Raw genomic sequence first — 15,168 nt, forward strand, 5'->3', positions numbered from 1 at the left:
CTGGTCACCAGCACTGCTACTCCAAGCGTTCGACCCGCTACGGTGCGTCGATGCGCCTTTTGGAGACTGACCCGTCCGTTATGTCCCGCCGCCGGTTCGCCGGCCTGACCGCGTTCACCTCCGCGGCCGCCCTCGGCCTCACCCAGATCAGTACTGCCCGCGCGACCACCTCGTCGCCCAAGCGCGATTTCGTCCCCGCTGTCGTGATCGGCACCGGCTACGGCTCAGCCGTCACCGCCCTCCGTCTGGGCGAGGCGGGGATCACCACGACGATGCTCGAGATGGGCCAACTCTGGAACAAGCAGGGCTTGGACGGCAAAGTCTTTTGCTCGACCCTCAACCCCGACTCCCGCTCGATGTGGTTCAACCGCCGCACCAAGGCGCCGCTCGACACGTTCCTCTGGCTCGACGTGGTCAACCGCGACATCGGTACGCCGTACGCCGGCGTGCTCGACCGGATCGACTTCCCCAATATGGGCGTCTACGTCGGCCGCGGCGTCGGCGGCGGATCACTCGTCAACGGTGGCATGGCGCCGACCCCGAAGCGTTCGTACTTCGAGAAGATGCTGCCGCACGTCGACGCGGAGCAGATGTACAAGCGGTACTTCCCGCTCGCCAACAAGATGCTCGGTGTGAACACGATCGACCCGCGCTATCTCGAGCAGACCCCGGTCTACCGGTACGCCCGGGTGTCGCGCCGGCACGCGCACCAGGCCGGCTTCAAGACGACCGTCATCCCGAACGTCTACGATTTCCGCTATCTGCAACGGGAAGAGCGTATGCAGGTGCCCCGGTCGGCGCTCGCCGGTGAGGTCATCTACGGCAACAACCACGGCAAGCAGAGCCTCGACAAGACCTACCTCGCGGATGCGGTCGGCACCGGCAAGGTGACGATCCAGACCCTCACCCGGGTCACCGCGATCCGCCAGGACAAGACCGGCTACGTCCTGACGCTCGAGCGGATCGATGCCTCAGGCAAGGTTGCCCGCCGCAGCGAGCTGGGCTGCAAGCACCTCTTCCTCGGGGCCGGCAGCGTCGGTACCACCGAACTGTTGCTCAGGGCCCGCGAAACCGATGCCCTGCCCAACCTTTCCGCGACGATCGGCACCGGCTGGGGCAGCAACGGCAACGTGATGACGTCACGCGCCAACCACCTGTGGGATCCGACCGGCTTCCTCCAGTCGACGATCCCGACGCTTGCCATCGACAACTGGGACGACCCGATCCACCCCGCCTTCGCGGAGATCGCGCCCTTGCCAGTCGGCATCGAGACGTGGGCGAGCCTCTACCTGGCGATCACGGCCAGCCCCGAGCGCGGCCGGTTCAGCTACAACTCTTCCACGGATCGAGCCGAGCTGCTTTGGGGCGCGACGCAGAGCAACCCGTCCATTGCGACCGCCCGGGCGCTGTTCGATCGGATCAATCGCGCGATCGGTACGACGTACCGGCGGGATCTGTTCGGTGGGAACCGGGAGTTCGCGGCGGACTTCTGCTACCACCCGCTCGGTGGTTGCGTGCTGGGCAAGGCGACCGACGACTACGGCCGGGTGCGCGGCTACCGCAATCTCTACGTGACGGACGGATCACTCATCCCGGGCTCGATCGGCGTGAACCCGTTCGTCACCATCACAGCCCTTGCCGAACGCAACATCGCCCGAGTGATCGCCACCGACCTTCGGACCTGACGCAGGGCAGTATTGCCTCATGACTTCTGTCGCCACGGACCTGGCCCCTACTGGTGTACTGCGCGCCTCGATCAACCTGGGCAATCCAGTGCTTGCCCAGGGCACCCCATCGGAGCCGACTGGAATCACGGTCGACCTCGCCCGGGAGATCGCGGCGCGGCTCGGCGTGGAGGTGGAGTTCCTCTGCTTCGACGCGGCACGCAAGTCGTTCGAGGCGATGACGTCCGGTGCGGCTGACCTCTGCTTCCTCGCGATCGACCCGGCGCGGGAGGCAGAGGTCGCCTTCACGGCCCCGTACGTCGTGATCGAAGGCGTCTACGCCGTGCCGCAGGACTCGCCGCTCACGACTGTGGCGTCGGTGGACAGCCCGGGAGTGCGGATCGGTGTGAAGCAGGGGTCCGCGTACGACCTGTACCTGACTCGCACCCTGCAGCACGCGACGGTGGTCCGCGGCACCGAAGGTACGGATGCCTTCCGGGCGGAGTCGTTGGAAGCGGCCGCGGGCATTCGTCAGCCGATCACGGCCTTCGTCGCGGCGAATGACGATGTCCGGCTGATCGACGAGCGGTTCATGCAGATCCAGCAGGCGGTCGGGACGACGAAGGACCGGCAGCCGGAGACCGTTCAGTTTCTCAGCGAGTTGGTCGAGGAGTTGAAGGCGAGCGGGTTCGTGGCCGAGTCGCTCAAGCGGGCCGGTCAGTCGGACGCCACGGTCGCGCCCTAGGGATCCACGCTGGGACAGCTTTGCAGTACTCGTCGTATTGCGAGGCGTAGCGCTGGCGGAGTACGGGTTCTTCGTACCAGCGCACGAAGGACGCCATCGTCGTCCAAGCTAGGGCCGCGTAGGCGAGCAGCCACGGGTCAAGGAAGAGCAGTGCCTGGGCCAGGATGATCGCCAGCACGCCGACGTACATGGGGTTGCGGACGAAGCGGAAGTCGCCGCCGATCACCAGGCGCTCGGTCGGTGCGATCGGCGCCGGGGTGCCGCGGCCTTCACGGACGAAGCGGATGAAGGCGCGCACCACGACGAGCAGGCCGGCGATGATCAACAGGGCTGCCGGCCAGAACCTCGGGTCGGCCCAGCCGCTGATCCACCACGGGATCACGCCGGCGACCACGCAGGGCGCCGCGAAGAAGAAGAGCGTGCTGCCGAGGGCTGCCTTAATCATTGGCGAGCCGGGCGATGACGCGGTCGGAGAGGTTGCAGAAGGTTTCGAGCTCAGCCGGGGTGAGATCGGCGAACCAGTCGGCGACGGCCGCGTAGTCGCCTGCGTCTCGTTCCTTCCAGAAGGACGCGCTGTGGTTTGTTGCTGAGAGCAACTTGCGGCGCCTGTCGGCCGGATCCGGCTCGACCTGCAGGAGATCCTTGCGGACCAAAGCGGCGACGATCTGGGCCACATTCTGGTGAGTACTGCCGAGAGCGGCCGCCGCTTCGGCCAGCGACGGGTTGCCGGCTGCCACGACGACGGTGATCAGCGCAGCCTGCTGAGTGGTCAGGCCGTCCTCGCGGAGCCGCTCGTCCATCGCGTAGCGCAGTCGTTGGGCCAGCGTGAGCGTGGTCCGGAACGCCCGGATGGACGGCTCCAGCGCCGACTCAGGGCCGATCCCCAGCAAGTCTTCGGTCTTGTCCCGCGGTGACATAGGCAATATATTACCTATCATCGTCGGAGGGGGCAAGATCGTGATCTGCTTACTGCCACACTGCGCCTACCTGTCCGAGACCTCGCGGATGCTCGAGCTCCACCGCGCCCTGACCGAGCTCGGCCTGCCGGTCCGCGTCGCCACCCATGGCGGTCCGCACGAGCGGCTGTTGGCCGGCATCGCGTACGACGTACTGGGGCCTGGCCTTTCGCCGGCGCGGGCTGCGCGGTTCGTCGGTTCGGCCATCGGGCTGGGCGATCCGGGGCAGAGCATGTACGACGATGAGGAGATCCGTTCGTATGTGCAGGCGGAGGCGGAGTACTTCCGCGCTCATGGCGTCACCGTGGCGGTCACTGGCTTCACACTGACCGCATTGCTGTCGTCGCGGCTGGCCAAAGTACGGGTGGTGACCGAGCATGCGGGGAGTTTCGTGCCGCCGGTCTTCGAGCGGTTTCTCCCGCCGGATCGGAAGCCCGGGCGGATGGACGCCTATTGCTCGGGCTTCAACCGGGTCGCCGATTCCCTTGGTACAGAAGGGATTCCCAGCCTTGCGGCGTTGCTTTTGGGTGATCTCTCGCTGGTACCGGAGGTCGCCGAGGTCTTGGGTGTCTCCGCTCTTGAGCTGGCCGCGTGGAATCCGGACGGTGATCCCGGCTATCGGGCGGGCTCGCGACTCAAAGCCGTCGGCCCCCTCTTCGCGCACCTCGACCTTCCGCTCCCCGATCGGGTCCAGAAGTTCCTCAACCGGCCCGGTCCGACCATCTACCTCGCCATGACATCGACCCCAGCCGCCCAGATCCGCGCCGCCATCGCCTCGCTCAGCACCCTCGATACCCGCATCCTGGTCGCGGGGACCATCCACGATCTGTCCGACCTGGCGACCGACCGCATCCTGATCGAAGGCACTCTCCCCAGCCATCTCGTCATGCCCCAGGTCGACCTCGCCATCACCACCGCCGGCCAAGGCAGCGTGCAGACCGCGATGGCCAGCGGCACACCCCTCCTCGGCATCCCCCTGCATCCCGAGCAGGACCTCAACATCGCCTTGGTCGAGCAGCTCGGCGCTGCACTGAAAGCTTCGGCCGACAATCTCGTCGCCCAGGCAACGCAGATGCTCGACAACAGGTCTTTCGGGGCTGCGGCAGAACGCATCCAGAAGCTCTACGCCGCCGTCGACGGACCAGCCGAGGCCGCCGGGATCATCGCCTCCGTGAGCTGACTCACCCGCTCTGGATATACATAGCATTCCTATGTATAGTCGTCTTACGTGATCGCTTCGACAGATCTTTCTCAGCTCGGGGTCGACGTCGTCGTCGCCTCGGCGCGGTTGACCCGGCTCGCCAGCCGGGATGTGAGCGCGTTGCCGCATGCGGCGATGCGACTGATGGGCCGGCTCGACGAGCTCGGGCCGACCCGGATCAGCGAGCTCGCCAAGGCGGACCGGTGTTCGCAGCCGACGATGTCCAACCTGGTCCAGCGCCAGGAGGAGAACGGCTTCGTACTCCGTGAGCCCGATCCCGCCGATTCCCGGGCCAGCCTGATCAGCCTCACCCCGGCCGGCCGCGACGAACTCGAGCGCGCCCGGCACGAAGCGGGCGAGGCCATCGCCGCGCGACTCCAACTCCTGTCGCCGGAAGACATCGAAACCCTGCAGGCCGCGGTCACGGTCATCCACCGAATTCTCAAGCCCTTGGAGGAGAGCAACCGGTGAGCAGCAACTCGTTCCTGAAGCAACCCAAGTCCGTCTGGGCGGTCGCCTTCGCGTGTGTGATCGCGTTCATGGGCATCGGCCTGGTCGATCCGATCCTCAAGCCGATCGCCGAGCAACTGCACGCGAGCCCGTCCCAGGTGTCGCTGCTGTTCACCAGCTACATGGCCGTGATCGGCGTCGCGATGCTGATCACCGGCGCGGTCTCCAGCCGGATCGGCGCCAAGCGCACGCTGCTGATCGGCCTGGCCATCATCGTCGTCTTCAGCGCACTCGCCGGCCTGTCCAACTCGATCGGCATGATCGTCGCCTTCCGGGCCGGCTGGGGTCTGGGCAACGCGCTCTTCATCGCCACCGCACTGGCCACGATCGTCAACTCTGCCAGCGGATCCGTCGCTCAAGCGATCATCCTGTACGAAGCGGCGCTCGGCGTCGGTATCGCGGCCGGCCCGCTGGTCGGCGGTGAGCTCGGCACGATCTCCTGGCGTGGCCCGTTCTTCGGCGTCGCGGTGCTGATGACGATCGCGCTCGCCGCCACCGCGTTCCTGCTCCCCGCTTCGCCGCCCGCTCCCCGGCGTACGTCGATCATCGAACCACTGAAGGCCCTCCGGCACCGGTCGCTCGCCACCGTCGCGGTCACCGCACTGCTCTACAACTTCGGCTTCTTCACCCTGCTCGCCTTCACCCCGTTCCCACTGGGCATGTCGGCCCGGCAGATCGGCCTGATCTTCTTCGGCTGGGGCATCGGCCTGGCCCTCACGTCGGTCTTCGCCGCCCCCCGCCTCCAACGCCGCTTCGGCACCCTGCCTGTCGTGATGACGTCGCTCCTGCTGTTCGCCGCCGACCTGGCCCTGATGGGCGTCTACGCCCACCACCCGCCGGTACTAGCCGTAGGCGTGATCGTCGCCGGCCTCTTCCTGGGCGTGAACAACACCCTCATCACCGAAGCAGTCATGGCCGCCGCCCCGGTCGAACGCGGCACCGCCTCCGCCGCCTACAGCTTCGTCCGCTTCTCCGGCGGCGCAGTAGCCCCCTGGCTAGCCGGCAAACTAGGCGAAGAAATCAACGTCCAGGTCCCCTTCTGGGTAGGCGCCTTCGCAGTACTACTAGGTGTAGGCGTCCTAGCCACCGGCTGGAAACCCCTAGCCCACCTCCGCACCCCAGTAGCCCACTCCCAAACCGAAGCCACCACCCTCACCGCCGCCGACGCCTGAACCCAATACACCTCAGCAGCCTGGCGCCCTAGGCTGCTGAGGCATGACGAGCGCTGCGGACGAGTGGTTTCTGGACGGCCGCTACTACACAACAACCGTCTTCAGCGAGGGCTCTACCCGGGACGGCCTCGGCTGGGAACTGGAAGACATCGCGCCCGCACCGGGCCGAGGCAAGGCGATGGAGGTCTTCCGCTACGACTCCGCCGCGGTCCCGATCATCAGCTGCAGCACCTTCCTGCCGGTGCCACCAGAGGCCGTCGACCAACTCACCCGGAAGGCCGTCCCCGACCTGCTGTACGACGTTCTCAGCCAGGAGCGGACCAGCCGGTTGGCGCCGGACATAGCCCAGGCGCTGGCGCTGACCGGCCGCACCGTACTCCGGTGGAGCGACCCGGAGTGGCCGATCGTCGAGGCTGTGGATTCACAGCAGCCGCATCACGACGGTGAGCTCCCCACCGGGCTGATCGAGTGGGTCAAGGTCGTCGTGAATGACGACCCGGTCCCGGGCGAGGTGACCCTGGGCATCGGTGATCGACCGGTGGCGTTTCAGCTGAAGTGGTCGGAGTAGCTACGTCATACCAAACAGTATGGTATGTTTTTGGCATGGTGACTACCAAGGCCGATTGGCTTGATGCTGGGTTGAAGGTGCTGGCCGGTGAGGGGTCGCCTGCGTTGACGATTGAGCGGTTGACTGCTGAGTTGGGGTTGAGCAAGGGGTCGTATTACCACCATTTCAAAGGGGCTGGTGGGTTTCGGACTGCTTTGCTTGAGCATTTTGAGAAGAGGTTTACTACTCGGCTGATTGACACCGTCGAGGAGCAACCCGAGGCTGCGGCCGCTAGCAAGCTGACTCAGTTGATGGAGTTGGTGCTGGCTGATGCGGATCATGTGCGGTTGGAGATCGCGGTACGGGCCTGGGCTTTGCAGGATCCGGAGGCGCGAGCTGCGCAGGAGCGGGTTGACCACGCGAGAACCGCTTATTTACAAGAGCTTTGCCGTGGGATCGACTCGGTTGAGGAGCCGGAGCATTTGGCTCGGTTGCTCTATCTGATCCTGATCGGCGCTGAACAGGTCGTACCACCGGTGCCGGCCGCCGAGTTGCGTGCGCTCTACGCGACGACGCTGACCCTGGCCACCGGCAAACCGTTCCTCAGTTGAGGTTGAGAAGGAGCCCGCCATGCCCACCTACGCCGATCTTCCCGAACTAGCCGATCTCCTGCCGTCCGCCGACGTCATCGACGTGAAGACCGTGACTGGTCCCGTCAGCCTCCGGGAGTTCGTGGCCGGTGCCCTGGGCAACAGTTCCGCGGCCGGACGTTTCCTCTTCGCCCTTCGCGTACCAGTGGCCAAGCTGCTCGGCCTGGGGATGGCCGGGATGCCACCCAAGACCAAGCTCACCCCGGAGGACGTCAGCTTCACCCCGGGCGACCACTTGTCCTTCTTCACCGTCGACCGCGGCGAGGAGGAGCACTACCTGCTGCTGAAGGTCACCGACAACCACCTGATCGGCTACCTGGCGATCATCGTCGACGACTCCGGCCCGATCCGCGCCTTCAAGGCCGTCACCCTGGTGAACTACCTCCGCCCGGCGGGCCGCTTCTACTACAACCTGATCCGCCCGTTCCATCACCTCGTCATCCGGGCGATGTGCCACGCCGGCGTTACTCGCGGCCGCCGAGCAAGCTGATCGGTTGCGACTTGGTCGCCACCCAGGCGGTACCGGCGGCGGTGGCTCCGACGACGATCAGGGAGCTGCCGAGGATCAGGGCGAGCAGGCGCCAGGGGATTGCGACGACTACGACGCCGTACGTGCTCGCAGTACCGGTGGCGATGCCGGCCAGGGCGGCGGCTGCCACGATGCAGCCGAGCAGGACGCCGATGAAGACGACGGTCAGCGACTCGACCAGGGCGACCAGAACGACTTGTGCCCTGGTCAGGCCGGCCATCCTTGCGAGTGCGAACTCGCGTCGTCGCTCGGCCGCCGCCATCACGATCGCATTCACGACGGCGACCGCGGCGTAGACACCGGCCAACCCCATCAGTACCGCGAAGATGGCCGTATTGCCGCGCTGCTGCGCCTCGCCCCGGCTCTCCGCCCAGTCGGCCACCGTACGACCACCAAGCCGATGCTTTGCCGCCGTCTGGTCGGCGCCGTCGGCGAACTTGACCAACGTCTCCGTCCGGCCGGTCGGCGTCAGAGCGCGCGGGACGAAGAAGTTGTCACCGATGTCCAGCGTCTCGGGCAGGATCGCGACCACCTTCAGCTTGACCTGGCGCCCGTCAATGGTTGCCGCTAGCACCGAATTGAGTTTGTAGCCCTCGGCGCTCATGCCCGGACCGATCGCGATCGTCCCGCCGGTCAGCCGGTCGAGCGATCCCTTGCGGGGAAGGAGTTTGTGGGTACGCCGCCAGGCAGTCGGGTCGATGCCGATCGCCTCGGAGTACACGGTGGAGCGGTTGCGCCGGACCGTGATCGCCACAGTCGTTTGCGGTGAGGCGACGGCGATGTCGGTGGCGGGCGGGACAGTGCCGCTCACCACCAGATCGGCAGTGACGAGTTGGCGTTGCTCCTCGCCGACCGCTTTGGCCAGCGAGCCGAAGGTCCCCCATAGACCGAGCAGCAGGCCGACCAGCACGATCAACGGAGCGGCTGTCGCGGCGCTGCGGCGTACTGCGTGAAGCACGTTGGCGCGAGCCAGGCCGGCGACGAGACTGCCGCGCAATACGAGCGCGGGGAGCCGTCCGGCGAGCGGTACGGCGATCGGGCTCAGCTGGCTCAGGGCGACCGAGCCGCTGACCATCACCAGCAACGCGATCATCAGTCCGGCGACCAGATCACTCGCCGCTTGAGCGACGACGACGAACAGGACGGTCACGCCGACGGCCGACAGACCCCAGAACCATCGCCACCCCGTCATGACGCGCTGGTTGCTCGGCGCATCCGACAATGCTTCGAGTGCGGTGATCCGTGAGGCACGCCAGGCAGCCGCGAAGACTCCGACGAGCGCGGTCGAGACGCCGACCACGGCCGCGGCCGACAGGGCTCCGGGATCCCAGGGCGCTTTGAACCAGTGCGGCAGCATTCCCAACGAGACAAGGAGTTTCGACTGCGCGAGCGTGCCCAGTACGCCGAGCGGTACGCCGACTGCCGTTCCCAGCAAGCCCAGCAGGAGAGCCTCGCCGAGCAGCATCAGCCGGAGGCTGCCGCGTTGCGCTCCGATCAAGCGGAGCAACGCCAGCTCCCGCCGCCGTTGCGCGACGGTGAAGCCGAACGTCGTACTGACGATGAACACGGTCAGGAAGACGGCGAGCATCACCGCCATTCCCAGCAGGGTCGCGGCGCCCGCGTAGCCGTCGCGGATGTGCGCTCGCTCAGCTCCTGAGAGCCCGGCCGGTAGTACGGGTCGGTCTGTCGCCGCCATCACCTGCAGCGCGGACTGCACCAACCCCACTCCGAGCGCCACCGCAACCACCGCACCGGCGAACAGTTGCCACCGGTCGCGGAGCGCCCCCACAGAAATCCTCAGCATGCCCACCAGCCAACCGGCCGGATCGCTTGCACGCCCTACCCCCAACGCCCGTCGTCGGTAGCGCTGAAGCTACCGACGACGACGGAGTGGGCTACTGCTCGAGGGCTACGTCCAGGGTGATGTCGACGCCGGTGAGGGCCTTGCTGATGGGGCAGGTGGCCTTGGCGTCTGCAGCGGCCTTGGCGAAGCCGTCGGCGTCCAGGCCGTCTACCTCGCCGCGGACCGTGAGCTTGATGCCGGTCAGCTTGAAGCCGCCGTCCGGGTCCGGGCCGAGGGTGACGTCGTCCTGGATCTCCAGCGCGATCGGGGTACCACCGGCCTCTGCGATCAGCGCCGAGAACTGCATCGCGAAGCAAGCCGAGTGGGCCGCCGCGATCAGTTCCTCCGGGCTGGTGGTGCCGTTCGCGCCCTCGGCCGCCCGCTTGGGGAAGGAGACCTCGTAGGTGCCGATCTTGGAGCTGGTCAGCTCGACCTGGCCGGACCCCTCCTGCAAGGTGCCGTTCCAGGCGGTACGAGCAGTACGTGTGGGCATGTCTGTCTCCCTAGAAGTTCGACTGAGAACACAGGTAGACTAACTAGTCACTCTTGCTGAGGTCAATCAAGCGGGCCCGCCGAAGATGGGATAGTGACGGAGATGACAGAGGACACCAGCGCCCCCGAGCGCACCGTCCCCGTGCGGGACCGGCTGATCGAGTGCGCGAGCGAACTGTTCTACGGCGAAGGCATCCGGGCGATCAGCGCCGACCGGATCATCGCCGGCGTCGGCACCACGAAGGCGACGTTCTACCGTCACTTCCCCACCAAGGACGACCTGGTACTCGCGTACCTCGAGCGCCGGGCCGACTGGGAGCGGATCGCGGTGACCACCGCCGCCCGGGACGACGACCCGCGCCGCGCGATGGCCGCGGTCGCCAAGCTGCTGGCCGACTCGAGTTGCCAGCCGGGCTTCCGCGGTTGCCCGTTCATCAACGCCGGCGCCGAGTACGCCGATCCCACGCATCCGATCCGGCGACTGGTCGACGAGCAGCGCAGCTGGTGGTGGACCTTCTTCCGGTCGCTGGCGACCCGGCTGGGCACCCCGGCGGGCAAGCCGTCTTACGCCGTCGCCGACCAGATGCTGATGCTCCGCGACGGCGCGCTGATCGCCGGCTACCTCGGCGACTCCACCCGGGTCGGGGACCGGCTGACCACGGCCCTCAACGCAATCGTCGACGCCGCCCTCTGAGCTGAGTCAGCAGCCCTTCAAGATCAACCAGCAGCGCGGAGCGGGCAGCCAGTACCAGCGCGATTCTCAAGGTCGGCCCGAATCGCGGCCAGCTCAGCCATCCGGTCATCGACGACCTGGATCTTCGCCGCGAACAACGCGGACAACGCCGCCGCCTGATCCGGTACGTCGCTCAACTCGGCGCCATGCCGGCCGATCTCCGCCAGCGAGAACCCCAGCGTCTGCGCAGTGCGGATGTACCGCACCCACTCCACCATCCCAGGCCCGAAATCCCGGTACCCGTTGGCCAGCCGATCGCCGCTGACCAGCCCGACCTTCTCGTAGAACCGGATGGTGTCCTTGCTGGTCCCCGTCCGCGCGGCCAACTCCCCGATACGCATGATCCTCCGCCGGAATCTCGACTTGACCTTGGACAGTACTCCACTGTTTACGGTCACCTCATGAACCGTCCCAGCTACCTTCGCCTCGTCCGGACCAGCGCCTGGTACGACCTCGTCGTCACCGCCGGATTCGCCACCCCGTGGACCTATCGGCTGCTGCACGACCTGATGTCGTCACTGGGCGCCGGCGAGCTTCCCGCGCTCGATCCGATCCAGGTCCTGTACGCGAACCTGATGGGTTCACTCGTGGTCGTCTGGTCCGTCCTCCGCATCGTCAGAGCCCTGCCGGTCTACGGCCTGTACGACGGAATCGCACGTGTGCTGTTCGCGACCTGGCAGGCCTACGCGCTCGGCCAGGGAGCCTTCCGACTCCTGTGGATCTTCCTCGCCTTCGAGGTCGCCTTCGGCATCGCCCAGCTCGCTCCCTGGCTGACGCGGGTCCGCGCCGCTAGCGGAGATGGGTCAGCAGTGCGGTGAAGTCCGCGTGATCATAGGGCCGGGCGCCGATCAGGGACTGGAGCAGGATGCCGTCCAGCGCTGCGACCAGGAGGCTTGCCTTCTGGGGGTCCGTAGTGAAGTTCCGGGCGATCTGGGTGAGCGGTTCGAGCCAAGCGGCGGCGGCTTCACGGAGCGCGGGCCGGCGAGCTGCCAGCAGATACAGCTCGTACTCCGCGAGCGTGCGGCCGCGCCGATAGACCAAGCAGTGTTCGATCAGCCGAGCAAGCTCATCGGCTGGGCGGGCGCCCATCTCGTTGACGCGCTCATGCAACTCGGCCGCCAGGTCATCGGCTGCCCAGGTCAGCGCCGCCACGAGCAGGTCATCCAACGAGCTGAAGTGGTAGGTCGTCGACGCCAAGGAGACCCCAGCCTCGGCCGCCACCGCTCGGTGGCTGACTCCGGCGACACCGTCCCGCTCGATCACGGCCAGCGTCGCCGTCAGGAGCTCCACCCGACGCAACCGACCGCGCGCACGACGCCCATCGACGGCCTTGCCCGCCACCTCATCACCGCCCTCACCACCGGCTCGTCAACCCGCCTGACCTGCGCGAATGGCAAAGTACCAGGACAGACGTACTGATTGTTTTTGCCCCCTGGAATCGGCTGGATCCACTCCGGAGGCGGCCTACGCTTCTTGTCGTGACTGACCCCCAGCAGCCCCCAGCCACTCCCCCGAACGCCCCGATCAGTACCGCCATGCGGCGCGCGCTGAAGCGGGCCGACGACGGCAAGACGCTCGACCCGGCAGAGGTCGAGGTACTGCTGTCCGCCTCCGGCTCCGCGCTCGAACAGCTGATGTCGACCGCAGCCCGGGTGCGTGACCAAGGACTGGCCGACGCGGGCCGGAGTGGGATCATCACCTACTCCAAGAAGGTGTTCATCCCGCTGACCCGGTTGTGCCGGGACCGCTGCCACTACTGCACGTTCGCGACCACGCCCGGCCGCGTGCACTCGCCGTACCTGAGCCCGGACGAGGTGCTGGAGATCGCCCGCCAGGGTGCCGCCCTCGGTTGCAAGGAAGCGCTCTTCACCCTCGGCGACGCCCCCGAGGATCGGTGGGACGCGGCCAAGAAGTGGCTCGAGGAGGCCGGATACGACAGCACCCTCGACTACGTGCGCGCCATGTCGATCCGCGTGCTCGAGGAGACCGGCCTGCTGCCGCATCTCAACCCGGGCGTCATGTCGTGGCAGAACCTTCAGCGGCTGAAGCCGGTCGCGCCGAGCATGGGCATGATGCTCGAGACCACCTCGCGGCGGCTGTTCGAGGAGAAGGGCCAGCCGCACTACGGTTCGCCCGACAAGGACCCGGCGATCCGGCTGCGGGTGCTGGAGGATGCGGGCCGTTCCAACGTGCCGTTCACCAGCGGGCTGCTGATCGGCATCGGGGAGAACCTCGAGGAGCGGGCCGACTCGATCTTCGCGCTGCGCAAGATCGCCCGGCAGTACGGCGGGATCCAGGAAGTCATCATCCAGGGCTTCCGGGTGAAGCCGGACACGGCGATGCGCAACGACGCCGACGTACCGCTGGAGGAGTGGCTCGCCGCGATCGCCGTCACCCGTGTCGTGCTCGGACCGCGGATGCGGGTCCAGGCGCCGCCGAACCTGGTCGACCTGGCCGAGGCGCGGTTGCTGCTCGATGCGGGTGTCGACGACTTCGGTGGGGTCTCGCCGTTGACGCCGGATCACGTGAACCCCGAGCGCCCGTGGCCGCAGATCGACGACCTGGCCAAGGTCACCGCCGACGCCGGTTTCACCTTGCGCGAAAGGCTTACCGCGCACCCGGAGTACCTGCGTGAACCCTGGCTCGACCCGCGCCTGATCTCACACGTCGAGGCTTTGGTCGACCCCGAGACCGGCCTAGCCAACGAGTCCGCGTTCCCGAAGGGCCTCCCCTGGCAGGAACCCGACGGCGGCTGGGACAGCGTCGGCCGCACTGACCTCCACACCGCCATCGACACCGAAGGCCGTCGTACGGAAACGCGCTCGGACTTCGACGCGGCCTACGGCGACTGGGACGTACTCCGCGAAGACGTCAAGAACCGGGTAGCACCAGAACGAATTCAAGGTGACGTCAAAGAAGCCCTGGCGGCTGCTGAACGGGATCCGGCGGGGCTTTCCGATGCGCAAGCGTTGACGTTGATGACGGCAACGGGTCCGGCGCTCGATCAGCTGGCCAAGATCGCCGATGATCTACGCAAGGCAGTCGTCGGCGATGACGTCACCTACGTCGTCAACCGGAACATCAACTTCACCAACGTCTGTTACACCGGTTGCCGGTTCTGTGCGTTTGCTCAGCGACGGACCGACGCCGACGCCTACTCGCTCTCGATGGACGAGGTCGCCCAGCGGGCCGAGGAAGCCTGGGTGATCGGTGCGACCGAGGTCTGCATGCAGGGCGGCATCCACCCCGACCTCCCCGGTACGGCGTACGCGGACCTCGTCCGGGCGATCAAAGAGCGCGTCCCGGAGATGCACGTCCACGCGTACTCCCCGATGGAGATCGTCAACGGCTCGGTCCGTACCGGCCTGTCGATCGAGGACTTCCTGATCTCCGTCAAGGAGGCCGGCCTGGGCAGCATCCCCGGTACCGCCGCCGAGATCCTCGACGACGACGTGCGCTGGATCCTCACCAAGGGAAAGTTGCCCACGGCAAGCTGGATCGAGGTGATCACGACGGCGCACAAGGTCGGTCTGCCGTCGAGCTCGACGATGATGTACGGCCACGTCGACGCCCCGCACCACTGGGTCCAGCACCTGCGCACGATCGCCGCCGTCCAGGACCAGACCGGCGGCTTCACCGAGTTCGTACTGCTGCCGTTCATCCACACCAACTCGCCGATCTACCTGGCCGGCGTGGCCCGCCCCGGCCCGACGTACGACGAGAACCGCGCGGTGCACGCGATGTCGCGGATCATGCTGCACGGCCGGATCGACAACATCCAGTGCTCCTGGGTGAAGCTCGGCACCGACGGCTGCGTCGACGTCCTGAACGGCGGCGTCAACGACATCGGCGGCACCCTGATGGAGGAGACCATCAGCCGGATGGCCGGCTCCAAGCACGGCTCCCGCAAGTCCATCGAAGAGCTCACCCAGATGGCGACGGCCGCCGGACGTCCGGCCCGCCAGCGCACCACGACGTACGGCGAGGTCCCGCAGACCTCGCACACGGCGCTCGAACTGGCCTGAAAAACAAGCGTTTCCCGAAGTACTGGTCCCCAGATTCACAACCAGTACTTCGGGAAAAAGAAACGCCGACCGTGTCGGGCGTCGGTCACCACCTCACTGGC

General features: G+C 66.9%; 17 protein-coding genes. 11 read left to right on the top strand and 6 right to left on the bottom strand.

Features of this window, described 5'->3' with window-relative positions:
* Nucleotides 1-50: 50 nt before the first annotated feature.
* Nucleotides 51-1,685, top strand: coding sequence for a GMC oxidoreductase (locus tag OHA70_RS07905; RefSeq protein WP_328330128.1), 1,635 nt, complete (start codon nt 51-53; stop codon nt 1,683-1,685).
* A gap of 19 nt (nt 1,686-1,704) precedes the next feature.
* On the top strand, nt 1,705-2,409 hold the full coding sequence (locus OHA70_RS07910; RefSeq protein ID WP_328330130.1) for a transporter substrate-binding domain-containing protein: 705 nt from the start codon (nt 1,705-1,707) through the stop codon (nt 2,407-2,409).
* On the opposite strand, the gene OHA70_RS07915 is transcribed toward OHA70_RS07910, so the two are convergent.
* Nucleotides 2,369-2,854: a methyltransferase family protein gene (locus OHA70_RS07915; RefSeq protein ID WP_328330132.1), complete on the bottom strand. Its 486-nt coding sequence runs from the start codon at nt 2,852-2,854 to the stop codon at nt 2,369-2,371. The two genes, OHA70_RS07910 and OHA70_RS07915, sit on opposite strands and share 41 nt — an antisense overlap.
* Complete coding sequence (locus tag OHA70_RS07920) at nt 2,847-3,326, bottom strand: MarR family winged helix-turn-helix transcriptional regulator (protein WP_328330134.1); 480 nt, start codon at nt 3,324-3,326, stop codon at nt 2,847-2,849. The genes OHA70_RS07915 and OHA70_RS07920 overlap by 8 nt, the downstream gene beginning before the upstream one ends.
* Nucleotides 3,327-3,366: 40 nt before the next feature.
* Here OHA70_RS07920 and OHA70_RS07925 point away from each other — a divergent pair, with 40 nt between their 5' ends.
* Genes OHA70_RS07925 through OHA70_RS07950 form a run of 6 tightly spaced genes read left to right on the top strand, consistent with a single transcriptional unit; the run spans nt 3,367 to nt 7,935 of the window.
* Entirely contained in the window at nt 3,367-4,545 is a 1,179-nt protein-coding gene (locus OHA70_RS07925; protein ID WP_328330135.1) for a glycosyltransferase, read from the top strand.
* A 48-nt stretch (nt 4,546-4,593) separates the two neighbouring features.
* Nucleotides 4,594-5,037, top strand: a complete 444-nt coding sequence (locus tag OHA70_RS07930; protein ID WP_328330137.1) for a MarR family winged helix-turn-helix transcriptional regulator — start codon at nt 4,594-4,596, stop codon at nt 5,035-5,037.
* Nucleotides 5,034-6,248, top strand: a complete 1,215-nt coding sequence (locus OHA70_RS07935; RefSeq protein WP_328330139.1) for an MFS transporter — start codon at nt 5,034-5,036, stop codon at nt 6,246-6,248. Before OHA70_RS07930 ends, OHA70_RS07935 begins: the two co-directional genes overlap by 4 nt.
* Before the next feature lie 43 nt (nt 6,249-6,291).
* On the top strand, nt 6,292-6,816 hold the full coding sequence (locus OHA70_RS07940) for a hypothetical protein (protein ID WP_328330141.1): 525 nt from the start codon (nt 6,292-6,294) through the stop codon (nt 6,814-6,816).
* 35 nt (nt 6,817-6,851) lie between these two features.
* A complete protein-coding gene (locus tag OHA70_RS07945; protein WP_328330143.1) occupies nt 6,852-7,406 on the top strand; it encodes a TetR/AcrR family transcriptional regulator in 555 nt (184 codons plus the stop codon).
* A 19-nt stretch (nt 7,407-7,425) separates the two neighbouring features.
* Nucleotides 7,426-7,935 (top strand): DUF2867 domain-containing protein, encoded by a 510-nt coding sequence (locus tag OHA70_RS07950; protein ID WP_328330145.1) that lies wholly within the window; start codon nt 7,426-7,428, stop codon nt 7,933-7,935.
* Here OHA70_RS07950 and OHA70_RS07955 read toward each other — a convergent pair.
* Nucleotides 7,910-9,778, bottom strand: a complete 1,869-nt coding sequence (locus OHA70_RS07955) for an FtsX-like permease family protein (RefSeq protein WP_328330147.1) — start codon at nt 9,776-9,778, stop codon at nt 7,910-7,912. The genes OHA70_RS07950 and OHA70_RS07955 overlap by 26 nt on opposite strands.
* A gap of 91 nt (nt 9,779-9,869) precedes the next feature.
* The gene (locus OHA70_RS07960; protein WP_328330149.1) at nt 9,870-10,310 is read right to left on the bottom strand and encodes an OsmC family peroxiredoxin; all 441 of its coding nucleotides are present in this window, start codon (nt 10,308-10,310) and stop codon (nt 9,870-9,872) included.
* Between the two features lie 102 nt (nt 10,311-10,412).
* On the opposite strand from OHA70_RS07960, the gene OHA70_RS07965 reads away from it, so the two are divergent.
* Nucleotides 10,413-11,003, top strand: a complete 591-nt coding sequence (locus OHA70_RS07965) for a TetR/AcrR family transcriptional regulator (protein ID WP_328330151.1) — start codon at nt 10,413-10,415, stop codon at nt 11,001-11,003.
* A 23-nt stretch (nt 11,004-11,026) separates the two neighbouring features.
* Here the strand turns inward: OHA70_RS07965 and OHA70_RS07970 are convergent, their stop codons facing one another.
* Nucleotides 11,027-11,440: a MerR family transcriptional regulator gene (locus OHA70_RS07970; RefSeq protein ID WP_328330153.1), complete on the bottom strand. Its 414-nt coding sequence runs from the start codon at nt 11,438-11,440 to the stop codon at nt 11,027-11,029.
* A gap of 3 nt (nt 11,441-11,443) precedes the next feature.
* On the opposite strand from OHA70_RS07970, the gene OHA70_RS07975 reads away from it, so the two are divergent.
* Complete coding sequence (locus OHA70_RS07975) at nt 11,444-11,860, top strand: hypothetical protein (RefSeq protein WP_328330155.1); 417 nt, start codon at nt 11,444-11,446, stop codon at nt 11,858-11,860.
* Here the strand turns inward: OHA70_RS07975 and OHA70_RS07980 are convergent.
* Nucleotides 11,832-12,332, bottom strand: coding sequence for a TetR/AcrR family transcriptional regulator (locus tag OHA70_RS07980; protein ID WP_328330157.1), 501 nt, complete (start codon nt 12,330-12,332; stop codon nt 11,832-11,834). The two genes, OHA70_RS07975 and OHA70_RS07980, sit on opposite strands and share 29 nt — an antisense overlap.
* 188 nt (nt 12,333-12,520) lie before the next feature.
* Between OHA70_RS07980 and OHA70_RS07985 the strand changes: the two genes are divergently transcribed.
* Entirely contained in the window at nt 12,521-15,067 is a 2,547-nt protein-coding gene (locus OHA70_RS07985) for a bifunctional FO biosynthesis protein CofGH (RefSeq protein ID WP_328330159.1), read from the top strand.
* The last annotated feature ends 101 nt before the right edge of the window (nt 15,068-15,168 follow it).

Origin of the sequence: Kribbella sp. NBC_00382 (genome assembly GCF_036067295.1) — a bacterium.
Taxonomy (GTDB): Bacteria; Actinomycetota; Actinomycetes; order Propionibacteriales; family Kribbellaceae; genus Kribbella.